This is a genomic window from Polaromonas sp. (assembly GCF_029945925.1).
Lineage (GTDB): Bacteria > Pseudomonadota > Gammaproteobacteria > Burkholderiales > Burkholderiaceae_C > Polaromonas.
Genome location: NZ_JAQSDN010000023.1, coordinates 23,986 through 46,023, shown reverse-complemented (window position 1 = coordinate 46,023; position 22,038 = coordinate 23,986). Strand labels below are relative to the sequence as shown.

24 protein-coding genes, 1 tRNA gene and 1 riboswitch are annotated in these 22,038 nt (G+C 62.7%); of the genes, 7 read left to right on the top strand and 18 right to left on the bottom strand.

What is annotated here, in order from left to right:
• Window positions 1–4: 4 nt before the first annotated feature.
• From PSV40_RS06015 to PSV40_RS05985, 7 genes are all read right to left on the bottom strand, one after another.
• A complete protein-coding gene (locus PSV40_RS06015) occupies window positions 5–592 on the bottom strand; it encodes a TIGR00730 family Rossman fold protein (protein WP_300535472.1) in 588 nt (195 codons plus the stop codon).
• Window positions 589–1,029 (bottom strand): diacylglycerol kinase, encoded by a 441-nt coding sequence (locus tag PSV40_RS06010; RefSeq protein WP_300535469.1) that lies wholly within the window; start codon window positions 1,027–1,029, stop codon window positions 589–591. Before PSV40_RS06010 ends, PSV40_RS06015 begins: the two co-directional genes overlap by 4 nt.
• A gap of 68 nt (window positions 1,030–1,097) precedes the next feature.
• On the bottom strand, window positions 1,098–1,568 hold the full coding sequence (locus PSV40_RS06005; protein WP_300535494.1) for an RDD family protein: 471 nt from the start codon (window positions 1,566–1,568) through the stop codon (window positions 1,098–1,100).
• Window positions 1,569–1,726: 158 nt separating this feature from the next.
• Complete coding sequence (locus PSV40_RS06000) at window positions 1,727–2,416, bottom strand: DUF3106 domain-containing protein (protein WP_300535466.1); 690 nt, start codon at window positions 2,414–2,416, stop codon at window positions 1,727–1,729.
• Between the two features lie 92 nt (window positions 2,417–2,508).
• Window positions 2,509–2,937, bottom strand: a complete 429-nt coding sequence (locus PSV40_RS05995) for a DUF3619 family protein (protein WP_300535463.1) — start codon at window positions 2,935–2,937, stop codon at window positions 2,509–2,511.
• Entirely contained in the window at window positions 2,934–3,500 is a 567-nt protein-coding gene (locus PSV40_RS05990) for an RNA polymerase sigma factor (RefSeq protein WP_096665297.1), read from the bottom strand. The genes PSV40_RS05995 and PSV40_RS05990 overlap by 4 nt, the downstream gene beginning before the upstream one ends.
• A 30-nt stretch (window positions 3,501–3,530) precedes the next feature.
• Complete coding sequence (locus PSV40_RS05985; protein ID WP_300535460.1) at window positions 3,531–3,683, bottom strand: hypothetical protein; 153 nt, start codon at window positions 3,681–3,683, stop codon at window positions 3,531–3,533.
• Window positions 3,684–3,800: 117 nt separating this feature from the next.
• On the opposite strand from PSV40_RS05985, the gene PSV40_RS05980 reads away from it, so the two are divergent.
• The 6 genes from PSV40_RS05980 (at window position 3,801) to pbpG (ending at window position 11,340) form a co-directional block, all read left to right on the top strand.
• A complete protein-coding gene (locus tag PSV40_RS05980; RefSeq protein WP_300535458.1) occupies window positions 3,801–5,582 on the top strand; it encodes an acetolactate synthase 3 catalytic subunit in 1,782 nt (593 codons plus the stop codon).
• A gap of 103 nt (window positions 5,583–5,685) precedes the next feature.
• Window positions 5,686–6,177 carry an acetolactate synthase small subunit gene (gene ilvN, locus PSV40_RS05975; RefSeq protein WP_096665291.1) on the top strand — a complete coding sequence of 164 codons (492 nt, stop codon included), beginning with the start codon at window positions 5,686–5,688 and terminating at the stop codon, window positions 6,175–6,177.
• A gap of 140 nt (window positions 6,178–6,317) precedes the next feature.
• Entirely contained in the window at window positions 6,318–7,334 is a 1,017-nt protein-coding gene (gene ilvC, locus PSV40_RS05970; RefSeq protein WP_096665288.1) for a ketol-acid reductoisomerase, read from the top strand.
• A 173-nt stretch (window positions 7,335–7,507) separates the two neighbouring features.
• Entirely contained in the window at window positions 7,508–8,320 is an 813-nt protein-coding gene (gene pssA / locus PSV40_RS05965) for a CDP-diacylglycerol--serine O-phosphatidyltransferase (protein ID WP_300535455.1), read from the top strand.
• Between the two features lie 223 nt (window positions 8,321–8,543).
• Window positions 8,544–10,082: a 2-isopropylmalate synthase gene (locus PSV40_RS05960; RefSeq protein WP_300535453.1), complete on the top strand. Its 1,539-nt coding sequence runs from the start codon at window positions 8,544–8,546 to the stop codon at window positions 10,080–10,082.
• Window positions 10,083–10,278: 196 nt separating this feature from the next.
• Window positions 10,279–11,340: a D-alanyl-D-alanine endopeptidase gene (pbpG, locus tag PSV40_RS05955; protein ID WP_300535451.1), complete on the top strand. Its 1,062-nt coding sequence runs from the start codon at window positions 10,279–10,281 to the stop codon at window positions 11,338–11,340.
• A 97-nt stretch (window positions 11,341–11,437) separates the two neighbouring features.
• Here the strand turns inward: pbpG and PSV40_RS05950 are convergent, their stop codons facing one another.
• The 4 genes from PSV40_RS05950 to PSV40_RS05935 all read right to left on the bottom strand — a co-directional run bounded on the left by PSV40_RS05950 (window position 11,438) and on the right by PSV40_RS05935 (window position 14,074).
• Entirely contained in the window at window positions 11,438–12,229 is a 792-nt protein-coding gene (locus tag PSV40_RS05950) for an IclR family transcriptional regulator (protein ID WP_300535448.1), read from the bottom strand.
• A 104-nt stretch (window positions 12,230–12,333) separates the two neighbouring features.
• Window positions 12,334–13,095, bottom strand: coding sequence for an arginyltransferase (locus PSV40_RS05945; protein WP_300535445.1), 762 nt, complete (start codon window positions 13,093–13,095; stop codon window positions 12,334–12,336).
• On the bottom strand, window positions 13,092–13,865 hold the full coding sequence (gene aat, locus PSV40_RS05940) for a leucyl/phenylalanyl-tRNA--protein transferase (protein ID WP_300535443.1): 774 nt from the start codon (window positions 13,863–13,865) through the stop codon (window positions 13,092–13,094). The genes PSV40_RS05945 and aat overlap by 4 nt, the downstream gene beginning before the upstream one ends.
• 133 nt (window positions 13,866–13,998) lie before the next feature.
• Window positions 13,999–14,074, bottom strand: a tRNA-Asn gene (locus PSV40_RS05935).
• Between the two features lie 167 nt (window positions 14,075–14,241).
• Between PSV40_RS05935 and thiD the strand changes: the two genes are divergently transcribed.
• Window positions 14,242–15,105, top strand: a complete 864-nt coding sequence (gene thiD, locus PSV40_RS05930; RefSeq protein WP_300535440.1) for a bifunctional hydroxymethylpyrimidine kinase/phosphomethylpyrimidine kinase — start codon at window positions 14,242–14,244, stop codon at window positions 15,103–15,105.
• Here the strand turns inward: thiD and PSV40_RS05925 are convergent.
• The 7 genes from PSV40_RS05925 to PSV40_RS05895 all read right to left on the bottom strand — a co-directional run bounded on the left by PSV40_RS05925 (window position 15,089) and on the right by PSV40_RS05895 (window position 22,038).
• On the bottom strand, window positions 15,089–16,396 hold the full coding sequence (locus tag PSV40_RS05925) for a cytosine permease (RefSeq protein WP_300535437.1): 1,308 nt from the start codon (window positions 16,394–16,396) through the stop codon (window positions 15,089–15,091). The two genes, thiD and PSV40_RS05925, sit on opposite strands and share 17 nt — an antisense overlap.
• A gap of 67 nt (window positions 16,397–16,463) precedes the next feature.
• Window positions 16,464–16,562, bottom strand: a riboswitch (TPP riboswitch).
• Between the two features lie 226 nt (window positions 16,563–16,788).
• On the bottom strand, window positions 16,789–17,889 hold the full coding sequence (locus PSV40_RS05920; protein ID WP_300535434.1) for an NAD(P)/FAD-dependent oxidoreductase: 1,101 nt from the start codon (window positions 17,887–17,889) through the stop codon (window positions 16,789–16,791).
• Between the two features lie 65 nt (window positions 17,890–17,954).
• The gene (fdxA, locus tag PSV40_RS05915) at window positions 17,955–18,284 is read right to left on the bottom strand and encodes a ferredoxin FdxA (RefSeq protein ID WP_293593279.1); all 330 of its coding nucleotides are present in this window, start codon (window positions 18,282–18,284) and stop codon (window positions 17,955–17,957) included.
• A gap of 90 nt (window positions 18,285–18,374) precedes the next feature.
• On the bottom strand, window positions 18,375–19,784 hold the full coding sequence (locus PSV40_RS05910) for a GTP-binding protein (RefSeq protein ID WP_300535431.1): 1,410 nt from the start codon (window positions 19,782–19,784) through the stop codon (window positions 18,375–18,377).
• Between the two features lie 117 nt (window positions 19,785–19,901).
• On the bottom strand, window positions 19,902–20,834 hold the full coding sequence (gene cysD / locus PSV40_RS05905) for a sulfate adenylyltransferase subunit CysD (RefSeq protein WP_300535429.1): 933 nt from the start codon (window positions 20,832–20,834) through the stop codon (window positions 19,902–19,904).
• The gene (locus PSV40_RS05900; protein WP_300535426.1) at window positions 20,831–21,640 is read right to left on the bottom strand and encodes a phosphoadenylyl-sulfate reductase; all 810 of its coding nucleotides are present in this window, start codon (window positions 21,638–21,640) and stop codon (window positions 20,831–20,833) included. Before PSV40_RS05900 ends, cysD begins: the two co-directional genes overlap by 4 nt.
• Before the next feature lie 2 nt (window positions 21,641–21,642).
• The gene (locus PSV40_RS05895) at window positions 21,643–22,038 is read right to left on the bottom strand and encodes a DUF934 domain-containing protein (protein ID WP_300535424.1); all 396 of its coding nucleotides are present in this window, start codon (window positions 22,036–22,038) and stop codon (window positions 21,643–21,645) included.

The window sequence follows — 22,038 nt, the reverse complement described above, 5'->3', positions numbered from 1 at the left end:
CGCGTTAGATCTGGTCCAGGCGCAGCACGTCGGGCGCCATGCCCGCTGACTGCACCAGTTGCTGCAGCAACTGTTCAGCATCGCTGGCGACATGAATCAGTTCCATCTGCCAGTCGTTCATGAAGCCGCTGGTGACCGAGGTTCCCAAAAAAGCCAGCAGGTGGTCGTAATAACCGTTCAGGTTCAGCAGGCCGACCGGTTTGGCGTGGTAACCCAGCTGGCGCCAGGTCCACACCTCAAAAAATTCTTCCAGCGTGCCGATGCCGCCGGGCAGGGACAGAAAAGCGTCGGCGTGTTCGGCCATGATGCGCTTGCGTTCGTGCATGGTGTCCACGATGTGCAGCTCGGTGCAGCCTGTGTGGGCCCATTCCTTCTCCACCAGCGCCTTCGGGATGACGCCGACGACGCGGCCGCCGGCGGCCAGGGTCGCATCGGCGAGGATGCCCATCAGCCCGTTGCGCCCGCCGCCATACACCAGCTGGCCGCCATGCTCGCCTATCCACTGGCCGACCTGGCGCGCGGTTTCGGAAAATCCGGGGTCCGCGCCCGCTCGCGAGCCGCAATAAACGCAGACGGAAAAAGCCGGTTTCATGCGAAAAACCTCTGGAACAGCGCCATGACCCAGATGCCCGCGCACAGCAGCAGGCTCAGCAACACGGCGGCACTGCCCATGTCCTTGGCGCGTTTGGACAGGTCGTGCCACTCCGGGCCGATGCGGTCGATCGCGGTTTCTATGCCGGTGTTGAGCAGTTCGATGATCATCACCAGGATGACCGAACCGGCCAGCAAGGCGGTTTCAACCCAGCTGCGGCCCAGCCAGACGGCGGCAGGAAGCAGCACCAGCGCGGCAATGGCTTCCTGGCGAAATGCCGTTTCCTGCCATCCGGCGCGCAAGCCCGCCACCGAATAGCCGAAGGCATGCCAGACGCGGTTGATGCCTTTGCGGTCTTTCTGGGGATTGGCGGGAGGGGGGGGCGCCGGGTGGCCCTGAAGCGCAGGGGGAGAGACGGTGGAAGCGTGTTCGGGCATGGGCCGATTGTCGCGCAGCTCTGTGACGGTGTGACGCGGCTCTTGCATGGCGGAGGCGCCGCGGGGCTTCAGGCGGCTTGGGCCGGCGCGCCGGCGGGGAGGCTGGATACCAGGCGGGTGCCGGCCAGCGCATCGTGCCAGAACTGCCGGTCCGGGTGAAAGCGCGACAGGATCGCCCAGATGGCGATCCAGCCGCCGGCCAGCACGAGCGCCTGCCGCACGTCCAGCCCCAGCAGCCAGCTCAAGGCCAGCGGCGGCAAAAACCAGAGCCAGCTCAGGGTGTAACGCAGGAAGGCGCGCTTCTGGCTGACGGCTTGTCCCTGCAGGTCGGTCAGGCGGATGTTCCAGGTCTTCATGGCCAGGGTCTGGCCTTTGGCCCAGAACCAGACGAAGTAGATGCCGAACACGACAAACAGGAAGGCCTGCTGGGCGTTTCGGTTGTCCATGGCATTGCGCGTCTGGCTCAGGGTGCTGAACAGGTAGTCGGCAATGAACACCACGCCGAACATCAGCATGCCCTCATACAGCCAGCAGGCCATGCGCCGGCGCAGGGAGGGGGTGGGAAGGCGTTTGGCTGGTGAGTCTGTCAATTTGGTCGCGTTCAGGTCAGGTCGGTTAAATGCGCCCGGAGGAACCAAAGCCCGATCCGCATGCGGATCGTGTCAGGCCGGCACAGGGGGCCGAGCTCCTTTGCTGTCTACGGTTTGGCCGGTACCACGCCAGGCGTGGCAGCCGGCGCGGTGGTCGACAGCAGGTCCGGCTGTCCGGCCGGGGGCGGCGTAACCGCGATTTTAGTCGCTGGCTTGGCCTTTTGCTTGTCGGCGCGCGAAGGCACCGTCGCCAGCTTTTGCGCCGCAACCGGTTTGGCTGCAGGGGCTGCGCCCGCCGGTTTGGGCGGTGCCTTGGCGGCCAGTTTGCGCTTTTCCTCGGCGCTAAGGGCCTGGTAGGCTTGCCACTTGGCTTGCCTCTCTTCAGCAGTGAGCTCTTTGGACAGTTCTTTGGTTTTTGCAAAATTCAGCCGCGCCTGGGTGCGCTGCTGGGGGCTGAGCGCCACCCACTCCTTCATGCGCCCCTGCATCTTGACCTGTTCTTCGGTGGAAAGCGCCGGATAACTTTTGGTCATTTGCAGCCATTTGCGCTTCTGGGTTTGGCTCAGCCTGTTCCAGGTGGACGCCAGCGGCTTGAGGATCTCGCGTTCCACCGGGCTCAGCTCGGTCCAGACCGGACTGGAAAAAGCGGCCTGGGCAACCACGGTTTTGGCGGGCGGCGCTGGCGCTGCTGCGGGCGCGGGCGTCTGGGCGCGGGCGCCGGTCGCCAGGGCACCGAAAACCAGGCAGAGCAGCCCCACCCATCCCGGCAACGCCCAGGTCAGCCGGGTATGAATCAAGGTGTCACCTGCGGGTTGCAGACGCGCAGGACGGCGGGACAGGGTGACAGGCATCGATGTAAACGTCTTTCTGCGCAAGCGCCACTCCGGCCCTAGCGGCTGACCTTGAGGAATTGCACAAATCCGGGGTCGGAAAAGGCGTCGGGCGGCAGGTCGTCGGTCAGCAAGGCGGAGTCGACTTCGGCCAGTTCCTCGACGAAACTGTCGGTTTGCAGGGAATGGATCGCCAGCAGACCGACGACCAAGGCGATCAGGGGCAAAACCGATCCGATCCGGTACCACAGGCCGAACCTCTCGCCGGATCCCCAGGTCAGCACCGAACCTGTACCGCTTGCTGCGGTGGCGGAGCAGGTTTGAACCCTGGCCACCTTGCGGGCAGCCACGGCCTGCACACGGGCGGCCCGCAGGCGCTCGGAAATGTCGTACGGCAAGTCCGCCGCGCCAGCGGACAGGTAGGACGCCGTTTTCAGGCCATAGCGGTCCTGAAGGATATCGGTGTGCTTTTGCAGTGGATGGTTCATAGTTTTATTCCCTTGGCGGCCAAAGCCTTGCTGAGTGCGTGGACGGCTCTCGAGCAATGCGTTTTCACGCTGCCCTCGGAGCAACCCATGGCGGCAGCTGTTTCAGCAACATCCATTTCCTCCCAATAACGCATCAGAAAGGCTTCCCGTTGACGGCCCGGCAGTTCCTTGATCTCGACCTCGATCTGCCGCAAGATCTGCGCCCGTTCGGTGGCATCCTGGGCGCTTTCTGTTCCCTCTGAGTTGGTCGAGGTCTCCAAAGTTTCAAGCAAATCGAAATCGCCATCGTCCCCGGCGGATTCAAAGTCGCTCATGTTGGAAAACAGGGCGTTGCGCGTTTTGCGGCGCCGGAACCAGTCCAGCGTGGTGTTGGACAGGATGCGCTGGAACAGCATGGGCAACTCGGCCGCAGGCTTGTCTCCGTAGTGCTGGGCCAGCTTCATCATGCTGTCCTGAACGATGTCGAGCGCCGCTTCGTCGTCGCGGACATGGTAGACGCTGCGCTTGAAAGCGCGCTTTTCAACGTTTTTCAGGAAATCGGAGAGTTCTTGTTCAGTTGCCAAAGGGATGCATCCCGATTTGTCCCAGCGCCGTCATTGTTGTGTTTTCCAGGCGCAGTGAAGCGCCCGAAGCTGCAAAATTATCGCATCAAGCATGGCGCCTGCCGGACTTTTTTGCACGCCCCGCTGGTCACGCGCCGCCTGATGCCATAATACGAACTGCAAATCAAACAGCAAACGGGTCATGACCCGGCGGGATATGTTTCCGCCCATGGTTTTGGCCTCAAGTCTCGACGCTACTCCACAAGAGTGGGCGAAGAGGCACCCAAGGTATTTCGTTAGAGAAATTCACAAAGGTTCATCATGGAAATCACAAAGGCCGAACTCGCTTCGGCAGCGGCGGCAGCTTCTGCCCCAACAACCCCGCAAGAACTCCGCGGCGCGGAAATCCTGATCAAGGCCCTGCAGGCCGAGGGCGTCAAGCACGTCTGGGGTTATCCCGGCGGCGCCGTCCTGCATATCTACGACGCTTTTTACAAGCAAGACACCATCCAGCACGTCCTGGTTCGTCACGAGCAGGCGGCCGTTCATGCCGCTGACGGTTATGCCCGCGCCACCGGCGAGGTGGGCGTGGCACTGGTCACTTCCGGCCCCGGCGTGACGAATGCCGTCACCGGCATTGCGACGGCCTACATGGACAGCATTCCGATGGTGATCATCACCGGCCAGGTGCCCACGCACGCGATTGGTCTGGATGCCTTCCAGGAGTGCGACACCGTCGGCATCACGCGCCCCATCGTCAAGCACAACTTTCTGGTCAAGGATGTGCGGCAGATGGCCGAGACCCTGAAGAAGGCTTTCCACATCGCGCGCAGCGGCCGGCCCGGTCCGGTGGTGGTGGACATCCCCAAGGACGTCTCGTTCAACAAGACGCCCTATACCGGTTATCCGCAGACCGTCGAAATGCGTTCCTACAACCCGGTTCGCAAGGGCCATGGCGGGCAGATCCGCAAGGCGCTGCAGTTGCTGATGGCGGCCAAGCGCCCCTACATCTACACCGGTGGCGGCGTGCTTCTGAGCAATGCCTCGCAGGAGCTGCGCACGCTGGTGGACATGCTGGGTTACCCCTGCACCAATACGCTGATGGGCCTGGGCGCCTACCCGGCCAGCGACAAAAAATTCCTCGGCATGCTGGGTATGCACGGCACCATCGAAGCCAACAACGCCATGCAGCACTGCGATGTGCTGCTGGCTGTCGGCGCGCGTTTTGACGACCGTGTTATCGGCAACCCGAAACACTTTGCGCAGAACGAACGCAAGATCATCCACATCGACATCGACCCGTCGAGCATCTCCAAACGCGTCAAGGTGGACATCCCCATCGTCGGCGACGTCAAGGATGTGCTGACCGAGCTGATCGCGATGATCAAGGAGTCCGGTCTCAAGCCCGACGGCAACGCACTGGGCGGCTGGTGGGAAACCATTGAAGGCTGGCGCAAGCGCGACTGCATGAAATACAGCCTGGGCAAGGGCGACGTGATCAAGCCGCAGTACGTGGTTGAAACCCTGTGGAACATGACCAAGGACGCCGACACCTACATCACGTCCGATGTCGGCCAGCACCAGATGTGGGCCGCGCAGTATTACAAGTTCGACGAGCCGCGCCGCTGGATCAATTCGGGCGGCCTGGGCACCATGGGTGTGGGCATTCCCTACGCCATGGGCATCAAGCTGGCCAGGCCTGACAGCGAGGTGTACTGCATCACCGGCGAAGGTTCTGTGCAGATGTGCATCCAGGAGCTGTCGACCTGCCTGCAGTACAACACGCCGATCAAGATTGTCTCGCTGAACAACCGCTATCTGGGCATGGTGCGCCAGTGGCAGGAAGTGGAGTACGCGGGCCGCTACAGTAGCAGCTACATGGACGCGCTGCCCAATTTCGTGAAGCTCGCCGAGGCCTATGGCCACGTCGGCATGCTGATCGAAAAACCGCAGGACGTGGAGCCTGCGCTGCGCGAGGCGCGCAAGCTCAAGGATCGCACCGTGTTCATGGACTTCCGCACCGACCCCACCGAGAACGTGTTCCCGATGGTGCAGGCCGGCAAGGGCATCACCGAAATGTTGCTCGGGTCCGAGGACCTGTAAGCGGCGCACGCCATTTTTTCAACCGTCACCTGACGAATCTATTGCCTGCCGAGCCCGCGCATTACCGTGCGCGGGGGAGGGCAGCGAAAAGAGGAATCTTCACATGAAACACATCATTGCAGTTTTGCTGGAAAACGAGCCGGGCGCTCTTTCCCGCGTGGTCGGCCTGTTCTCTGCGCGCGGCTACAACATCGAAAGCCTGACCGTGGCGCCGACCGAAGACGCCAGCCTGTCGCGCATGACCATCCAGACCACCGGTTCCGATGACGTGATCGAGCAGATCACCAAGCACCTGAACCGGCTCATCGAGGTCGTCAAGGTGGTGGACCTGACCGAAGGCTCCTACACCGAGCGCGAGCTCATGATGGTCAAGGTGCGTGCCGTCGGCAAGGAGCGCGAAGAGATGAAGCGCATGGCTGATATATTCCGCGGGCGGATTATCGATGTCACCGAGAAGAGCTACACGATCGAGCTGACCGGCGACCAGTCCAAGAACGACGCCTTCCTGGAAGCGATTGACCGCAGCGCGATTCTGGAAACCGTGCGCACCGGCTCGAGCGGCATAGGGCGCGGCGAGAGAATTCTGAGAGTCTGATTTTCAGTGGTCCGTGCGCGCGTTTCGACAGGCTCAACGCGAACGGATTTTGACAGTGGCGATATGCGTTGACCGTTCGCCCTGAGCCTGTCGATGGGCATTTTCGCCAGAACCTGCAGACAATTTCTTCGGAGAGAAAAATGAAAGTTTATTACGACAAAGACTGCGACCTGAGCCTGATCAAGGGCAAAACCGTCGCCATCATCGGATACGGCAGCCAGGGCCATGCCCACGCGCAGAACCTGAACGACAGCGGCGTCAAGGTCGTGGTCGGCCTGCGCAAGGGCGGCGCTTCGTGGCCCAAGGTCGAAAAGGCCGGTCTCAAGGTCGCTGAAGTGGCCGATGCCGTCAAGGCGGCCGATGTCGTGATGATCCTGCTGCCCGATGAGCAGATTGGCAAGGTCTACGCCAATGACGTGGCCCCCAACATCAAGCAGGGCGCCTCGCTGGTGTTTGCCCACGGCTTCAATGTGCACTACGGTGCCGTGATTCCGCGCGCCGACCTCGACGTCTGGATGGTGGCGCCCAAGGCCCCCGGCCACACGGTGCGCAACACCTACACCCAGGGCGGCGGCGTGCCCCACCTCGTGGCCGTTCATCAGGACAAGAGCGGCAAGGCCCGTGACCTGGCCCTGAGCTACGCCATGGCCAACGGCGGCGGCAAGGCCGGCATCATCGAAACCAACTTCCGCGAAGAAACCGAGACCGACCTGTTCGGCGAGCAGGCCGTGTTGTGCGGCGGCACCGTCGAGCTGATCAAGGCCGGTTTCGAAACGCTGGTCGAAGCCGGTTATGCGCCCGAAATGGCCTACTTTGAGTGCCTGCACGAGCTCAAGCTGATCGTTGACCTGATTTATGAAGGCGGCATCGCCAACATGAACTACTCGATCTCCAACAACGCCGAATATGGCGAATACGTGACCGGCCCGAACATCGTGACCTCGGCCACGAAAGAAGCCATGCGCAAGTGCCTGAAGGACATCCAGACCGGCGAATACGCCAAGAGCTTCTTGCTCGAAAACCAGGCCGGTGCGCCAACCCTGTTGAGCCGCCGCCGCCTGAATTCGGAGCACCAGATCGAGATCGTGGGCGAAAAACTGCGCGCCATGATGCCCTGGATTGCCAAGAACAAGCTGGTCGACCAGACCCGCAACTGATACCCGGCGGGGCTTACCGGCCCCGTTTGGTCCAGTCCTCAAGCCGGGCAAGACATTTGCGCGGCTTTTTTCATTTGTGGGGCTCTCCGTTTGGTATCCTCGTAGCATGAACCATTCACTATCGGCGCAGCACGGTTGGCGCGAAAACGGTCCTGATACCGGGAGCACCCAACATGCATGACGGTCACGACGCCGCGCAGGAGTCCGACGAGCTCGTTCCGCGCAAGCGGCGCAAGGGCATTTACATCCTGCCCAACCTGTTCACGCTGGCAGCGCTGTTTGGCGGTTTTTACGCCATCGTGATGGCCATGAATGGCCGCTTTGACCAGGCCGCGATTGGTGTGTTCTGCGCCATGGTGCTCGACAGCCTGGACGGCCGTGTGGCGCGCATGACCAACACCCAGAGCGCGTTCGGCGAGCAAATGGACTCGCTTTCCGACATGGTGTCCTTCGGCGCTGCGCCCGCATTGATCGCCTATGTGTGGGCCTTGACCAGCCTGGGTCGCTGGGGCTGGATCGCGGCTTTTGTCTATTGCGCCTGCGCGGCACTGCGGCTGGCCCGCTTCAATGTCAACACGGCGGTGGTCGACAAGCGGTTTTTCCAGGGCCTGCCCTCACCGGCGGCGGCCGCGCTGGTAGCGGGCTTCATCTGGCTGATGACCGAGGCCGGCGTGCGCGGCGAGGAGGTTCGCTGGTTCATGTTTGCGCTGACCCTGTACTCGGGCCTGACCATGGTCACCAACGTGCCGTTTTACAGCTTCAAGGATGTGAGTCTCAAGCGCAGCGTTCCGTTTGCCGTGATCGTGCTGATTGCCCTGGGCATTGCCGTGATCAACATCGATCCGCCCACCGTCATGTTCGGCCTGTTTGTCATCTACGGTTTTTCCGGCTATGTGCTGTATGGCTGGCGCAAGGCCAAGGGCCAGCAGACCAGCGTGATCTCGACTTCGACCGACGAGCCGGATGAACGCGGTCTGCACAAGTAGGCGCCTGTCCGACCACCTTGCGGCTGGGGCCATGTCAATTTGTGGTACATTGATTTCCATGAAACGAATTTCGCTTGCACTATCGCTACTGGACCGACACGGGCACAGGCGATAGCGCACGCGCGCGATTCCAAACGGCCCGTATGCAAACGCAGCGGGCCGTTTTGTTTTGGGCTGCGTTTTTTGATTATCAGATCGACCTCGACCTCTCAGGAGAACAAGCATGGCAGATAAATTGATCATTTTCGACACCACCTTGCGTGATGGTGAGCAGTCGCCCGGTGCCTCAATGACGCGCGATGAAAAACTGCGCATTGCGCGCCAGCTCGAACGCCTGCGCGTCGATGTGATCGAGGCCGGCTTTGCCGCCAGCTCCAACGGCGACTTCGAGGCGGTGCAGGCGATTGCCAATGCCATCAAGGACTCCACCATCTGTTCGCTCTCGCGCGCCAACGACCGGGACATTTCCCGCGCGGCCGAAGCGCTCAAGGGTGCCAACAGCGCCCGCATCCACACCTTCATTGCCACCAGCGCCCTGCACATGGAAAAGAAGCTGCGCATGAGCCCGGAACAGGTGCTGGAGCAGGCCAAACTCTCGGTGCGTTTTGCGCGCAACCTGGTGGCCGATGTCGAGTTCAGCCCGGAAGACGGCTACCGCAGCGATGTCGACTTCCTGTGCCGCGTCATCGAGGCCGTGATCGCCGAAGGTGCGACCACGATCAACGTGCCCGACACGGTCGGCTACGCCGTCCCCGAGCTCTACGGCAACTTCATCAAGACGCTGCGCGAGCGCGTCCCCAACAGTGACAAGGCCATCTGGTCGGTGCATTGCCACAACGACCTCGGCATGGCGGTGGCCAACTCGCTGGCCGGCGTGAAGATTGGCGGTGCCCGCCAGGTCGAGTGCACGATCAACGGCCTGGGCGAGCGTGCCGGCAACTGCTCGCTCGAAGAGATCGTCATGGCCGTGCGGACACGCAAGGACTATTTCAACCTGGAGATGAACATCGATCCGGTGCATATCGTGGCGGCCAGCCGCATGGTCAGCCAGACCACCGGGTTCGTGGTTCAGCCCAACAAGGCCGTGGTCGGGGCCAACGCCTTTGCCCACGCCTCGGGTATCCATCAGGACGGCATGCTGAAGGCACGCGAGACCTACGAGATCATGCGTGCCGAAGACGTGGGCTGGAGCTCCAACAAGATGGTGCTGGGCAAGCTCAGCGGGCGCAATGCCTTCAAGCAGCGCCTGCAGGACCTGGGCATCCAGATGGAAAGCGAAGCCGACACCAACGCCGCTTTTGCCCGGTTCAAGGAACTGGCCGACGGCAAGAGCGAAATTTTCGACGAGGACATCCTGGCACTGGTCAGCGACGACAGCGTGACCCACGAGAAAGAGCAATACGGCTTTGTCTCGCTGTCCCAGCACAGCGAAACCGGCGAGCGTCCGCAGGCGACGGTTGTTTTCACCGTTGACGGCAAGGAAGTTCGCGGCGAATCGGACGGCAACGGCCCGGTGGACGCCTCCCTCAAAGCCATTGAAACCCACGTCAAAAGCGGGGCGGAAATGGTGCTTTATTCCGTGAACGCGATCAGTGGATCCACGGAGAGCCAGGGAGAAGTCACGGTGCGGCTGCAAAACAGCGGCCGAGTGGTCAACGGTGTCGGGGCCGATCCGGACATCGTGGTCGCTTCTGCCAAGGCTTATTTGAGCGCCTTGAGCAAATTACAAAATAAGGCCGACCGGGTTGCCGCTCAGGGTTGAAGTCTGAAGGTTTCGGAAAAAGCTTTTATATTCAACAGTTTAGTAAGTTTTTGTGGGCCAGGTCTGGCTGAAAAGACACATGGACTGATCTCTTCATTGTTGCGTTTAGGAAAGTCACGCAAGCTTTTGATATTGCGTGACTTTTTCTATTTGTATACACTGCGGTTTCGTATTAATCGCATCTGGAGACGAATCAATGTCCATCACGCTGAATTCGATTTTCAAACAGACCTTACAGGTCGTTGGAATTCTTACCTTTTCGGCAGCCTTGATTGCGCCCGCGGCAGATGCCGCCACGGCGAAGCGCCAGATCGTTAAAAAGTCACACGCCGCCAAGACGGTGTCGAAAAAGGTGATTTCCAGCCGGAAAAGCGCCCGCTTTGTCGCCAAAGCCCCGCGCAAGTCCGTGGTGATCGTGGCCTCGCCGCCCCGGCTGTCATATGGCCAGCTGGCGGGCCTGCACAGTGCACAGGACCCTCTTGACCTGAAATCCAGCGTGGCCCTGGTGATCGACCAGGACACCCGGGAAGTGCTGTTCAGCAAGAACGACCATGCGGTGCTTCCCATCGCTTCGCTGACCAAGCTGATGACCGGCGTGATCGTCAGCGGCGCGCATCTGCCGATGGACGAAACCATCACCATCACCCAGGACGACGTGGACACAGAAAAGGGCAGCAGCTCCCGCCTGCGCGTGGGCGCCAGCCTGACACGCGGCGAACTGCTGCATCTGGCGCTGATGTCCAGCGAAAACCGCGCAGCACATGCCCTCGGGCGGACCTACCCGGGTGGCTTGTCCACCTTCGTGGGCCTGATGAACGCCAAGGCCAAAATGCTGGGCATGAAAGACACCCGTTATGTGGAGCCGACAGGTTTGTCCAGCCTGAACCAGTCCAGCGCACAGGACCTGGCAACGCTGGTCAGCGCGGCCCATGGCGATCCTGTCTTGCGCGAGTTGTCCACCTCGACCGGCTACCAGGTCGCTGTCGGCCGCCAGACCCTGCAGTACAACAACACCAACCGGCTCGTGAAAAATCCCGAGTGGGAAATCGGCCTGCAAAAGACCGGCTACATCTCCGAAGCCGGCCAGTGCCTCGTCATGCAGACCAAAATCGCAGGGCGCAAGCTGATCATGGTTTTTCTTGATTCGGCCGGCAAATTGAGCCGCCTCGGTGACGCAGAGCGCGTCCGCCGCTGGGTGGAGTCGCAACCGGTCAACGCATCCAAAATCAGCGCAACCGCCCATCCCAACAACGGCTGAGGCCGTATTCCCATTGATGGGCAGGCTGGTCTGTCCGCTGAATCGCTATAAAAAGAGTAGCTGCCAGCGCAATGGGTACAAGGGCTAGAGCCCTTTTTTACTTGAAATTGTTGGGCTTGTAGCCCAGCGCCGCCGAGATCTCGCTGGCGGTGGACTGCAGTTTGGGCAGCCAGTTTTCATCCAACCGGTCGGCCGGCGCAGAAATCGACAGCCCCGCCACCAGCTTGCTCTGGTCGTCGTAAATGCCGGCGGCCATGCAGCGCACCCCCAGTTCCAGCTCCTCGTTGTCGCGCGCAATGCCGTATTGGCGTGCCTTGGACAGCTCGCGCTCCAGAATCGTCAGCTGGGTGATGCTGTTTTTGGTCTGGCCCGGCAAGCCGGTGCGGGTGGCATAACTGCGCAAGCGCTGGGGATCGTCAAAAGCCAGAAAAAGTTTGCCCACCGAAGTCAGGTGCAGCGGTGCCCGCCCGCCGATGGCGCGTACCACCTGCATGCCGGAGCGTTCGCTGTAGGCCCGTTCGACGTAAATGATTTCATCGCCCTGGCGCATGCTCAGGTTGACGGGTTGCTGGATCAGCCGGTGGAGCTCGCGCATGGGCGTCAGCGCCGCGTCCCGCACGCTCAGGCGCGCCTTCACCAGGTTGCCGAGTTCCAGCAGGCGCATGCCCAGCCGGTAGCTGCCCGCCACCGGCCGGTCTACAAACCGGCCGGTGGCCAGGTCGTTCAGGATGCGGTGCGCTGTCGAGGGGTGCAGGCCGGATTTTTCGCTGATCTCCTTGAGCGAGACGGCTTCCTCCCGCCCCGCCAGAATCTCTAGCAGGGTGAACATGCGTTCAATGACCTGAACCGTGGGTTTGGCGGGTGAGGCGAGGGAATCTTGCTTTTTCATGGGGGGCGACCTTCACCAGATTTTAGCTGGTGAAATCAGCGCGCCGCTACTCGCCGCCGTTTCGTCTTGACCTGCCTCACAGACGGTGCACTCAGATGGCTCACTCAGATGGCGCTGGCCGGGCTTGGGGTGGCGGAGTTCACCCACTGCCCATCGACCAGGATCTGGTTCGGCAAAAACCGGGCCTTGTAGCTCATCTTCGGGCTTTCGGCAATCCAGTACCCAAGGTACACATGCGGCAAGCCCAGTTGCCGGGCCTGGTCAATTTGCCAAAGCACGCTATAGGTGCCGTAACTGGCGTGCGCGTCGGGCTCGTAAAACGTATACACCGCCGACACACCGTCTTCCAGCACGTCGAGGATGGACACCATTTTCAGCGCCCCGGCCTCGCCATTGGACAGGGTGTCGCGAAACTCCACCAGGCGCGAGTTGACGCGGCTTTGCAGCAGAAACTGCGTGTACTGGTCGATGCTGTCATGGTCCATGCCGCCGCCCGCGTGGCGGCCGTTCTGGTAGCGCAGGTAGAGCTGGTAATGCTCGGGCATGAAACACAGCTTGAGCACGCGAACCTGCAGCGCCTGGTGCTGCTTGCGGGCGCGGCGCTGGCTGCGGTCTGGCCGGAAAGTCGCCACCGGCACGCGCAGGGGCACGCAGGCCTGGCAGCCGTCGCAATAGGGGCGGTAAGTGAACATGCCGCTGCGGCGAAAGCCGTTGGTCACCAGCTCCGAGTAGGCGGCGTTGTGAATCAGGTGGCTGGGGGTGGCGACCTGCGAGCGGGCCTGCCTGCCCGGCAGGTAGCTGCAGGGGTAGGGCGCTGTCGCATAAAACTGCAGCGTCTGGAGGGGCAGGTCTTTGAGGTGCGTCACGTCGTCAGGTCGTTCTGCGTTCTGGCCGTCAATAGCTGCTGCCAGTATAGGGTGTCAAACTTCCAGCGGGGTGAAGCCTGGGCCACGAGGGCGGCCACCTGCGCGACAAATTCCGCGCGGGGAATTTCCGCAGCGCCCAGCGAAGCCAGGTGCCGCGTGTTTTGCTGGCAGTCAATCATGGGCAGGCCCTTGGCCCGGCAGAAACCCACCAGCGCCGCCAGGGCCATCTTGGACGCATCGGTCTGGTGGGCAAACATCGACTCGCCAAACACCATGCCGCCCAGGTTGACGCAGTACAGTCCGCCGACGAGCTGGCCGTTCACCCAGGTTTCCACGCTGTGGGCGTGGCCCGCACGGTGCAGGGCGGTGTAGGCCTTGACCATGTCCGGCACGATCCAGGTGCCCGGCTGGCCGTCGCGCGGTGTGCTGGCACAGGCGTGAATCACCTCCGGAAAAGCCGTGTCAAAACGGATCTCATGACCGGCAGCACCGATGAAACGCAACAGGCTTTTGCGCAGCGAGCGGTGCAGCTTGAAATTGTCGGTACGCAACACCATGCGCGGATCGGGGCTCCACCACAGGATGGGCTGGCCGACCCCGAACCACGGGAAAATGCCCAGCGCATAAGCCTGCTGCAAGCTCGCCACATCGAGCGAGCGCCCCGCAGCCAGCAGGCCGGGTGCCGGGTCGCCTTCGGCCCACGCCGTTTCCACGGGCGGAAAGGACTCGTCCGCATCCAGCCAGGGCCGGGGGTGGGGTGACTTGCGCATGGCAGATGGGTGAGGCAAGGGTGTGGTTTGGCGTGCTGAGCGCATGCGCCGGTGACGCATGGACAGCACCCGCAAATGGTAACCCCGCCAACGAAAAAAGCCTGGACGTTGTGGACGTCCAGGCTTCAAATTCTGGCTCCTCAACCTGGGCTCGAACCAGGGACCTACGGATTAACAGTCCGGCGCTCTACCAACTGAGCTATTGAGGAATACAGCCTAAGATTATAGCCTGACTTTTTCGGACTTCTGGCTCAGGATTGAACTCGGGGCCGGAAATTCAGGCGCTGATCCCCGGCGCGCAAGGCGCCAAGCGGCTTCCCCGATAATCCGGCATCGCCTTTCGCAAGGCCTGAACCACCGGGAAACACTTTTCTCCATGAGCAACGACACTTTTGAATTCGAGTACCCGCGCGTGTTGTCCATCGCGGGGTCGGACAGCGGCGGCGGGGCGGGCATCCAGGCGGACCTGAAGACTTTTGCCGCGCTCGGCTGTTACGGCATGACGGCCATCACGGCGCTGACGGCGCAGAACACCCAGGGGGTGCGGGCCATTCATGGCGTGCCGCCGGCCATGCTGCGCGACCAGATCGATGCGGTGGTCGAGGACATCGGTGTGGATGCCGTGAAGATAGGCATGCTGCATGCGCCCGAGATCGTGCTGGCCGTGGCCGCGGCCATTGACCGCCATGCACTTGAAAAAATCGTGCTCGACCCGGTGATGGTCGCCACCAGCGGCGCGGTGCTGATTGACAACCCGGCCATTGAGGTCCTGGTGCGGGATCTGTTTCCGCGCGCGGTGCTGGTCACGCCCAACCTGGACGAAGCCGCCCTGCTGGTCGGCCGGCCCCTGAACAATGCGGATGACATGGAAACGGCCGCCCACGAGCTGCTGGCCAAGGGCGCACGCGCGGTGCTGCTCAAGGGCGGGCATCTGCCGGGCGACACGGTGATGGACCTGCTGCTGACCGCAGCGGGCGAAAGACACTGGATGCATGCAGCGCGCATTCACAGTGCCAACACGCATGGGACAGGCTGCACGCTTTCGTCCGCCATTGCGGCCGGACTGGCGTTGGGGCAGCCCTTGCTGGAAGCCGTGGAAATGGCCCGGGCCTATGTGCGTGCGGCACTGCTGGCCGGCGCCAAGGTGAAAACCGGCGCCGGCAGCGGGCCGTTGAACCACGGGCATGCGCCGCTGGCCATGCGGCTCAAGCCCTTGAATCCGCTCAAGCCGCGGGGCTGAGCACGCGTTCGCCGGTGGCCGGCCCGGAGTGAGCACGGGTCACACGGGCGAGCACAAAGGTCAGGGCCAGCGTGGGAAGCGCCGCGCCCCACTCGGGCGCGAGTTTGGCGCACAGGTGGTAGGTGGCCACGCCCAGCACCCAGATCACGACCGCGCTGATATTGACTTTTTTCGTTCCCACCAGCGCAGCCACATTCGGCGCACCGCCCAGGCGCGCCAGGATCACGCCGTAGAGCGGCACAAACACCGAACTGAGCATCAGCAGGAAAGGCTCCAGGCTGTGCATGGGCAGCACCAGCGCCAGCCCGGTGCACAGGACGGCGAGGGCCATGCCCCAGCGGCGCAGGCTCCAGCCGGGTTTCAGGCTGTGGCCCGCGACCGAGCCGGAGTACAGGTCGCCATAGGCGTTGTCCACCTCGTCGATCAGGATCAGGCCCAGGGCGATCAACCCGCCTTGCGCCAGCAGCAGGGCGGCAACCAGGTCGGTGCTCGGTGTGGTCAGTGCAATCAGCACGCCCAGGCCGTAACACCAGGTGTTGGCGATTGCATAACCCAGCCAGGTGCCACGCAGCGCGCTTTTGCCGTCGCGGCCATGGCGTGCGAAATCGGCCACCAGCGGCAGCCACGACACCGGCATGGCAATCACCAGGTCCAGGGCTGACAGTGTGCTCATGCCGCCTGTGCCGGGACGGTTCCAGATTTCCTGCCAGCCTTGCGCGTGGGCCCGTCCGAGGAATTGCCAGGTCAGCCACAGCAGCGAGGCGATCACCAGCGGCAAGCCATAACGGCCTATGAATTTGCGCACCAGTTTGACCATGGAGCCCGACAGCAGGGCAATCAGCACGCCGCCCCAGAGCAGGGTGGCCAGTACCGGCCAGAAGGACGCGACAAACGAACCAGACTGCCGGGCGATGGCGACCGTGCCGTCGCGCATGACCACGAGTTCGAACGTGGTCCAGCCGATCAGTTGCACGATGTTGAGCAGCACCGGCAGGCGCGCAAAGCTGCTGCCGTAGGTGGCGTGCATCAGGCCGGCGCTGGACAGGCCGCTGTCGCAGCCGATTTTCGCGGTCCAGGCCAGCAGGCCGGCGCCGAGGATGGAGCCGACCACGATCACGGCCATGGCGGCTTTGGCGCCGAGCGCCGGGACCAGGTAGGCACCAATTTGCATGACCAGCAGGCCGACGCCCAGGCTGAGCCAGAGCGCGGCGTGTTCGCGCCAGCCGAACAGGCGGTCTCCCGGGGCCAGGGGCGTGAGTGCGGTGTTGGGGGTAGCGTTTAGGATGGCCATCAACTTTTCCTTGTGTCAATGGCAGGTCGGCTTGCGAGGGCGCGGGCAGGGTCGAAAAAACCTGTGCCACGCCTTGGACATGCTTCCCTGCGCGAGGATTACCTCAGTCAGGTTCAAAGGGACTTTCTCAGTCGCCACTTGCATGGCAACACCCCCAGCGAATGCGCTCCTGCGGGAGCGCGTGTTGGATTCTACGGCAGGAGCCGCATGACGCGCCGCCGGGTCACAGCCGGCGCACCGGCTGGTACTGCCAGACCTGCCGGTAGTCGGCGGTCTGCATCGCCAGCATGGCGGTGATGAATATTGCGGTGGGCACCAGCACGGGGCCGCTGGCGCGCATCAAAGAAAAGGCCCGCACATGGCGGGCCTGACAGGAGGGTGCGGCCCGGTGTTCAGTCGAAAACCGGCGTCTCCACCCCAAGCACCTTGTGCAGTTTCGGGCTGGTGGTGGTGTATTGGAGGTGGATTTTTTTGTCCGGGAAGATGAAAGGCGCCGCGCCGAAAGCGGCCAGCGCGCATTCATGAAAGCCGCTGAGGATCAGCTTTTTCTTGCCGGGGTAGGTGTTGATGTCGCCGACCGCAAAAATGCCGGGCACATTGGTCGAGAACTTCTCGGTGTCCACCTTGAGCTGCTTGCGCTCGATGTCCAGGCCCCACTCGGCAATCGGTCCGAGCTTGGGCGACAGGCCGAAGAAAACCAGCATCACGTCGAGCGGTACCACGCGGGTGACGCCGTCGGCACCTGTGACCTTGGCGCCCGTGAGCTTGCCGTCCTTTTCCTCGTAACCGGTGACCTGGCCGACGATGAACTGCATCTCGTAGTTGTCGCACAGCTCTTTCATCTTCGCCACACTGGCTGGGGCGGCCTTGAAGCCGTCGCGGCGGTGGATCAGGATCACGCTTTCGGCCTTGTTCGGACCTTCGTTGGCGAAATTGAGCGCCCAGTCGAGCGCGGAGTCGCCGCCACCGATGATCACCAGGTTTTTGCCGGCAAAGTCAGCCGGTGACTTGACGCGGTAAAACAGCTGCGTGTCGTCAAACTTCTCGAGGCCGTCGACCTTCAGCAGGCGCGGCTGGAAAGCCCCCACGCCGGCCGCAATAAAGATGGTTTTGGTCAGGAACTGCGTGCCTTTGGAGGTCTGGACGAAAAAGCGGCCGTCGTCCTGTTTTTCGACGGTGCTGACTTCCTGGCCGAAGTGAAAAGTCGCGCCAAAGGGCTCGATCTGCTTGAGCAGGGAGTCGGTCAGTTCCTTGCCGGTGCACATGGGCACGGCGGGAATGTCGTAAATCGGCTTATCCGGGTAGAGTTCGATGCACTGGCCGCCGGGGTAGGCCAGCGAGTCGATGACATGGGCCTTGATCTCCAGCAGGCCGAGTTCAAACACCTGGAACAGCCCGACCGGGCCCGCGCCGACGATGACCGCATCGGTCTCTATCGGGCCATCGTGCGCGGCAGCCGTGTTGATCACTTCCTGGTTCAGTTGAGGTTCCATGGGGCTTTTTTCGGTTTGCTGTTTCAAGAGGGCGGACAGACGCGCAGCCTGCGGCGGGGTGCGTCTCAGCGAACGAGCTGGTCCAGTTTGCTGGTGACGTCTTTCCACTCTTCGGCATCGGGCAAGGCTTCCTTGCGCTTGGTGATGCTTTTCCAGCCTGGCGCGTTGCTCAGTTCGACATTGATCTTGATGAAGTTGACCTGGTCGGCCGGCACGTCTTCCTCGGCATAAATGGCATTGACCGGGCACTCCGGGATGCAGACCGCGCAATCGATGCACTCATCCGGATCGATCACCAGCATGTTGGGGCCTTCGCGGAAGCAGTCCACGGGACAGACATCCACACAGTCGGTGTATTTACAGCGGATGCAGGATTCGGTAACGATGTGAGTCATGTTGTTCTTGCGGGATCGGTGGAAACCCTCAATTTTAAGAGGATTCCGTGAGCAGGGTTAAGTCGGGTGCTTGATAGCGTCTGATCCTGATCAAAGGATCAGCGCGGCGCCCGAGGTCTTGTTCGACGCCGTGTCCACCAGCACCAGCGAGCCCAGGACCCGTGAGCGGGCGTAAGGCAGGGTGGCCAGCGGGGCCTGCAGGCTCAGTTCAATGTGGCCGATGGCATTGGGCGGCAACTCACTGGCGTCTTCCTCGGCCAGTGTGTTGACGTCGAGTTTGTGCACGATGCGTTTGACCTTGGCCTTGACCCAGCGGTGGCCGTGCAGCGCCCAGTAGACACGTCCGGCGACCAGCGGCTCGTCGTCCATCCAGGCGATGGTGACCGCCAGTTCGCGCGTCGGCTCGAAGGTGTCGGCAGCCAGCAGCCAGTCGCCACGCGACACGTCCACTTCGCGGTCCAGCACAATGCCGGCGCTGTGGCCGGCCAGAATGGATTGGGGCTGGCGGGCGTGGTCGAGTACCTGGGCCACCACGGCTGTATGTCCGCTGGGCATCACGGTGACGGTCTGGCCCGGCCGTACGCCGCCGGTGGCGACACGGCCCCAGAAGACGCGGCGGCCCTGGGAGATGTCCGAGGAGGATGGGAATGGTTTCTCCGACGGGCCGCCCCTAGGAGAAACAGCCCCCTCGGGGGGCAGCGAGGACACGTCAGTGCCGAGCGTGGGGGCAGGTTTCTCCACCCACTGCACCGGGAAGGAAAAAGCCTCGGTGCTTTCGGCCGGGGTGGCCGGCAGTTGCTCCAGCAACTGCAGCAGCGACAGGCCTTCATAACCGCACCAGCCGGGCATGGCGTCCACCACGTTGTGGCCCTTGAGTGCGGAAATCGGCACGATGGCCCGGACCGGGATCTGCGCAGCCTGCGCGAAGGCCGTCAGCGCCGTGCTGATATTTTTGAACGCCAGCGCGGGATTTTCCACCGCGTCGAGCTTGTTGACCGTGAACACAATGGACGGCACCCGCAGCAGGTTGACCAGCAGCGAATGGCGCCGCGTTTGCGGCAGCAGCTCCATGGACGGGGTTTTCCAGTCCAGCTTGGTCGCATCGACCAGCACCACGGCGGCGTCGGCGCTCGAGGCGGCCGTGACCATGTTGCGGGTGTACTGCTCGTGGCCGGGCGCATCGCCGATGATGAATTTGCGGTTTTCGGTGGCGAAGTAGCGGTAGGCCACGTCGATGGTGATGCCCTGCTCGCGTTCGGCCGACAGGCCGTCGGTCAGCAAGGCCAGGTCGGTCTCGCCGCCGCGTTGCACGCCGGCCAGGTGGTCCTGCAGCACGGCCTTGCTGTCCACCAGCAGGCGGCCGATCAGGGTGCTCTTGCCGTCATCGACCGAGCCGCAGGTGATGAACTTCAGCGCGGATTTCAGGTCATTTTGGCCTGTAGCGGCCGCCAGTTGTGCGCCGCCAGCTATCAAATCAGTAGTAGGGGTGGTTGTGTTCATCTGAGTCTCAAAATTGGTGGCAAAGGTCTTGATCAGCAGGGGCCGCGGGTCCGGCTCCGCCGGCCCGCAGGCGCCGCCCCCTGGGGGGAGGCAGGCAAAGCCTGCTGCGGGGGAGAACTAAAAGTACCCGTCTTTCTTGCGCTTTTCCATGGAGGCGTCGGAGGTCTTGTCGTCCATGCGTGTGGCGCCGCGCTCGCTCACGTCGGCGGCCAGGGTTTCAATCACGATCTCGGCCGCGGTGGCGGCTTGGCTGTCCACCGGGCAGGTGCAGGTGATGTCACCCACGGTACGGAAACGCACGGTTTTCTCGATCACTTTTTCACCCTCGCGTGCCGGTGTCAGCTCCGTCACCGGCACCAGCAGGCCCTTGCGTTCGACCACTTTGCGCTGGTGCGCGTAATACAGCGAGGGCAGGGCGATGTTTTCGCGTTCGATGTATTGCCAGACGTCGAGCTCGGTCCAGTTGGAGATCGGGAACACGCGGAAGTGTTCGCCGGGCTGCAGCCGGGTGTTGAACAGGGTCCAGAGCTCGGGTCGCTGGGCCTTGGGCTGCCACTGGCCGAAGCTGTCGCGGTGCGAGAAGATGCGCTCCTTGGCGCGGGCTTTTTCCTCGTCGCGCCGCGCGCCACCGATCAGCGCGTCAAAGCGGAACTCGTCAATCGCTTCGAGCAAGGTCACCGACTGGTGCACGTTGCGCGACTCGCCGGGATGCGCCAGGCGCACGGTGCCGCGTTTCATCGAGTCTTCCACGTTGCGCACGATCAGCTCGGCGCCCAGTTCCTTCGCGCGCAGGTCGCGGAAGTCGGTGACCTCGTGGAAGTTGTGGCCGGTGTCGATCATCAGCAGCGGGTAGGGAATGCGGCCCACGCCAAAGGCCTTCTCGGCGCACTTGAGCATGACCAGCGAGTCCTTGCCGCCCGAAAACAGCAGGGCCGGGCGCTCGAAGGCCGCGGCCACTTCGCGCAGGATGAAAATGGTTTCTTCCTCGAGCGCATCAAGGTGCGAGTTGCTCAGCTTGCTGAGAAGTTGGGGTTCGGCGCGTGCGTTCATGCGGGGATCTCTCGGATGGGGATGATGCTGGAGGTACGACCGGAAAGCGGGCTGGACAGCGGTTCCAACGCAGCGGGCTCCTGCGCTTCATGGGTGCCGTCGGCGCTGACATGCAAGCCGCATTCCTTCGCGCTTTCGTTTTCCCACCACCAGCGGCCGGAGCGGAAGTCTTCGCCCAGCGTCACGGCGCGTGTGCAGGGCGCGCAGCCTATGCTGGGGAAAAACTGGTCATGCAGCGGGTTGAACGGAATGTTGTTCAGCGCGATGTAATGCCAGACGTCACCCCAGGTCCAGTCGGCCAGCGGGTTGATCTTGGCGCGGCCATCCTGTTCCTCGACGTCGTGCACTTCGGCGCGGGCGCTGGACTGTTCGCGGCGCAGGCCCGTGATCCAGCCCTTTTTGCCGTCTAGCGCGCGGGCCAGCGGCTCCATCTTGCGGATGTGGCAGCAGGCCTTGCGCAATTCCAGGCTCTTGTACATCGCGTCGCTTCCGTTGGCCTGCACAAAGGCGTTGGCCGCATCCAGGTCAGGACGGTAGACATCGACATGGCGCAGGTAGCGCTCTTCGATGCGCGGGATCAGCGCGACGGTTTCGGCATGCAGCATGCCGGTCTCAAGCACAAAGATTCCGCTGTTGATGCCGGCTTCCTCGAGCAGGTGCGTGACCACCATGTCCTCGGCGCCCAGGCTGGAGGCCTGGGTCAGCGGCGAATGTTTTTGCGCCGACGATTGAAGCAGCGCGATGCTGCGCGCGAGTTTCTGCGCGAAGTCGGGCGAGGCCTTGGCGTAAAGCGATATGGCGCCCATGCTCAGGCCGCCTCTGCAAAGTGGGGCGCGACATGCACCGCGTCGCCCTGGTAGCGGCCCACGCCGTAGCCGGGGTAGCTGGCCAGCACGCGCTGGGCGGTGGCCATGTCCTGGTCGGCACGCAGCACGGCGACGTCAAAGCCACTGCGCTCCATCTGCGCGAGCTGGTCGGCCAGCACGTCGCCCGTGGCGCGTATCTCGCCCTCGAAGCCGCGCCGGCGACGCAGCAGAAAGGCCTGGCTGAAGGCGCGGCCGTCGGTGAACTTCGGGAAGTGCAGGTCGATGCGTGTCACGCCTTCCAGCGGTGCCTGCAGCGGGTCGGCGTCGTTGGCCAGTGCAAGCACCGTGCGGTCTTCGGCGCCTGCCGGGGTGTGGTCGGTCAATGGCAAAAGTTTCAT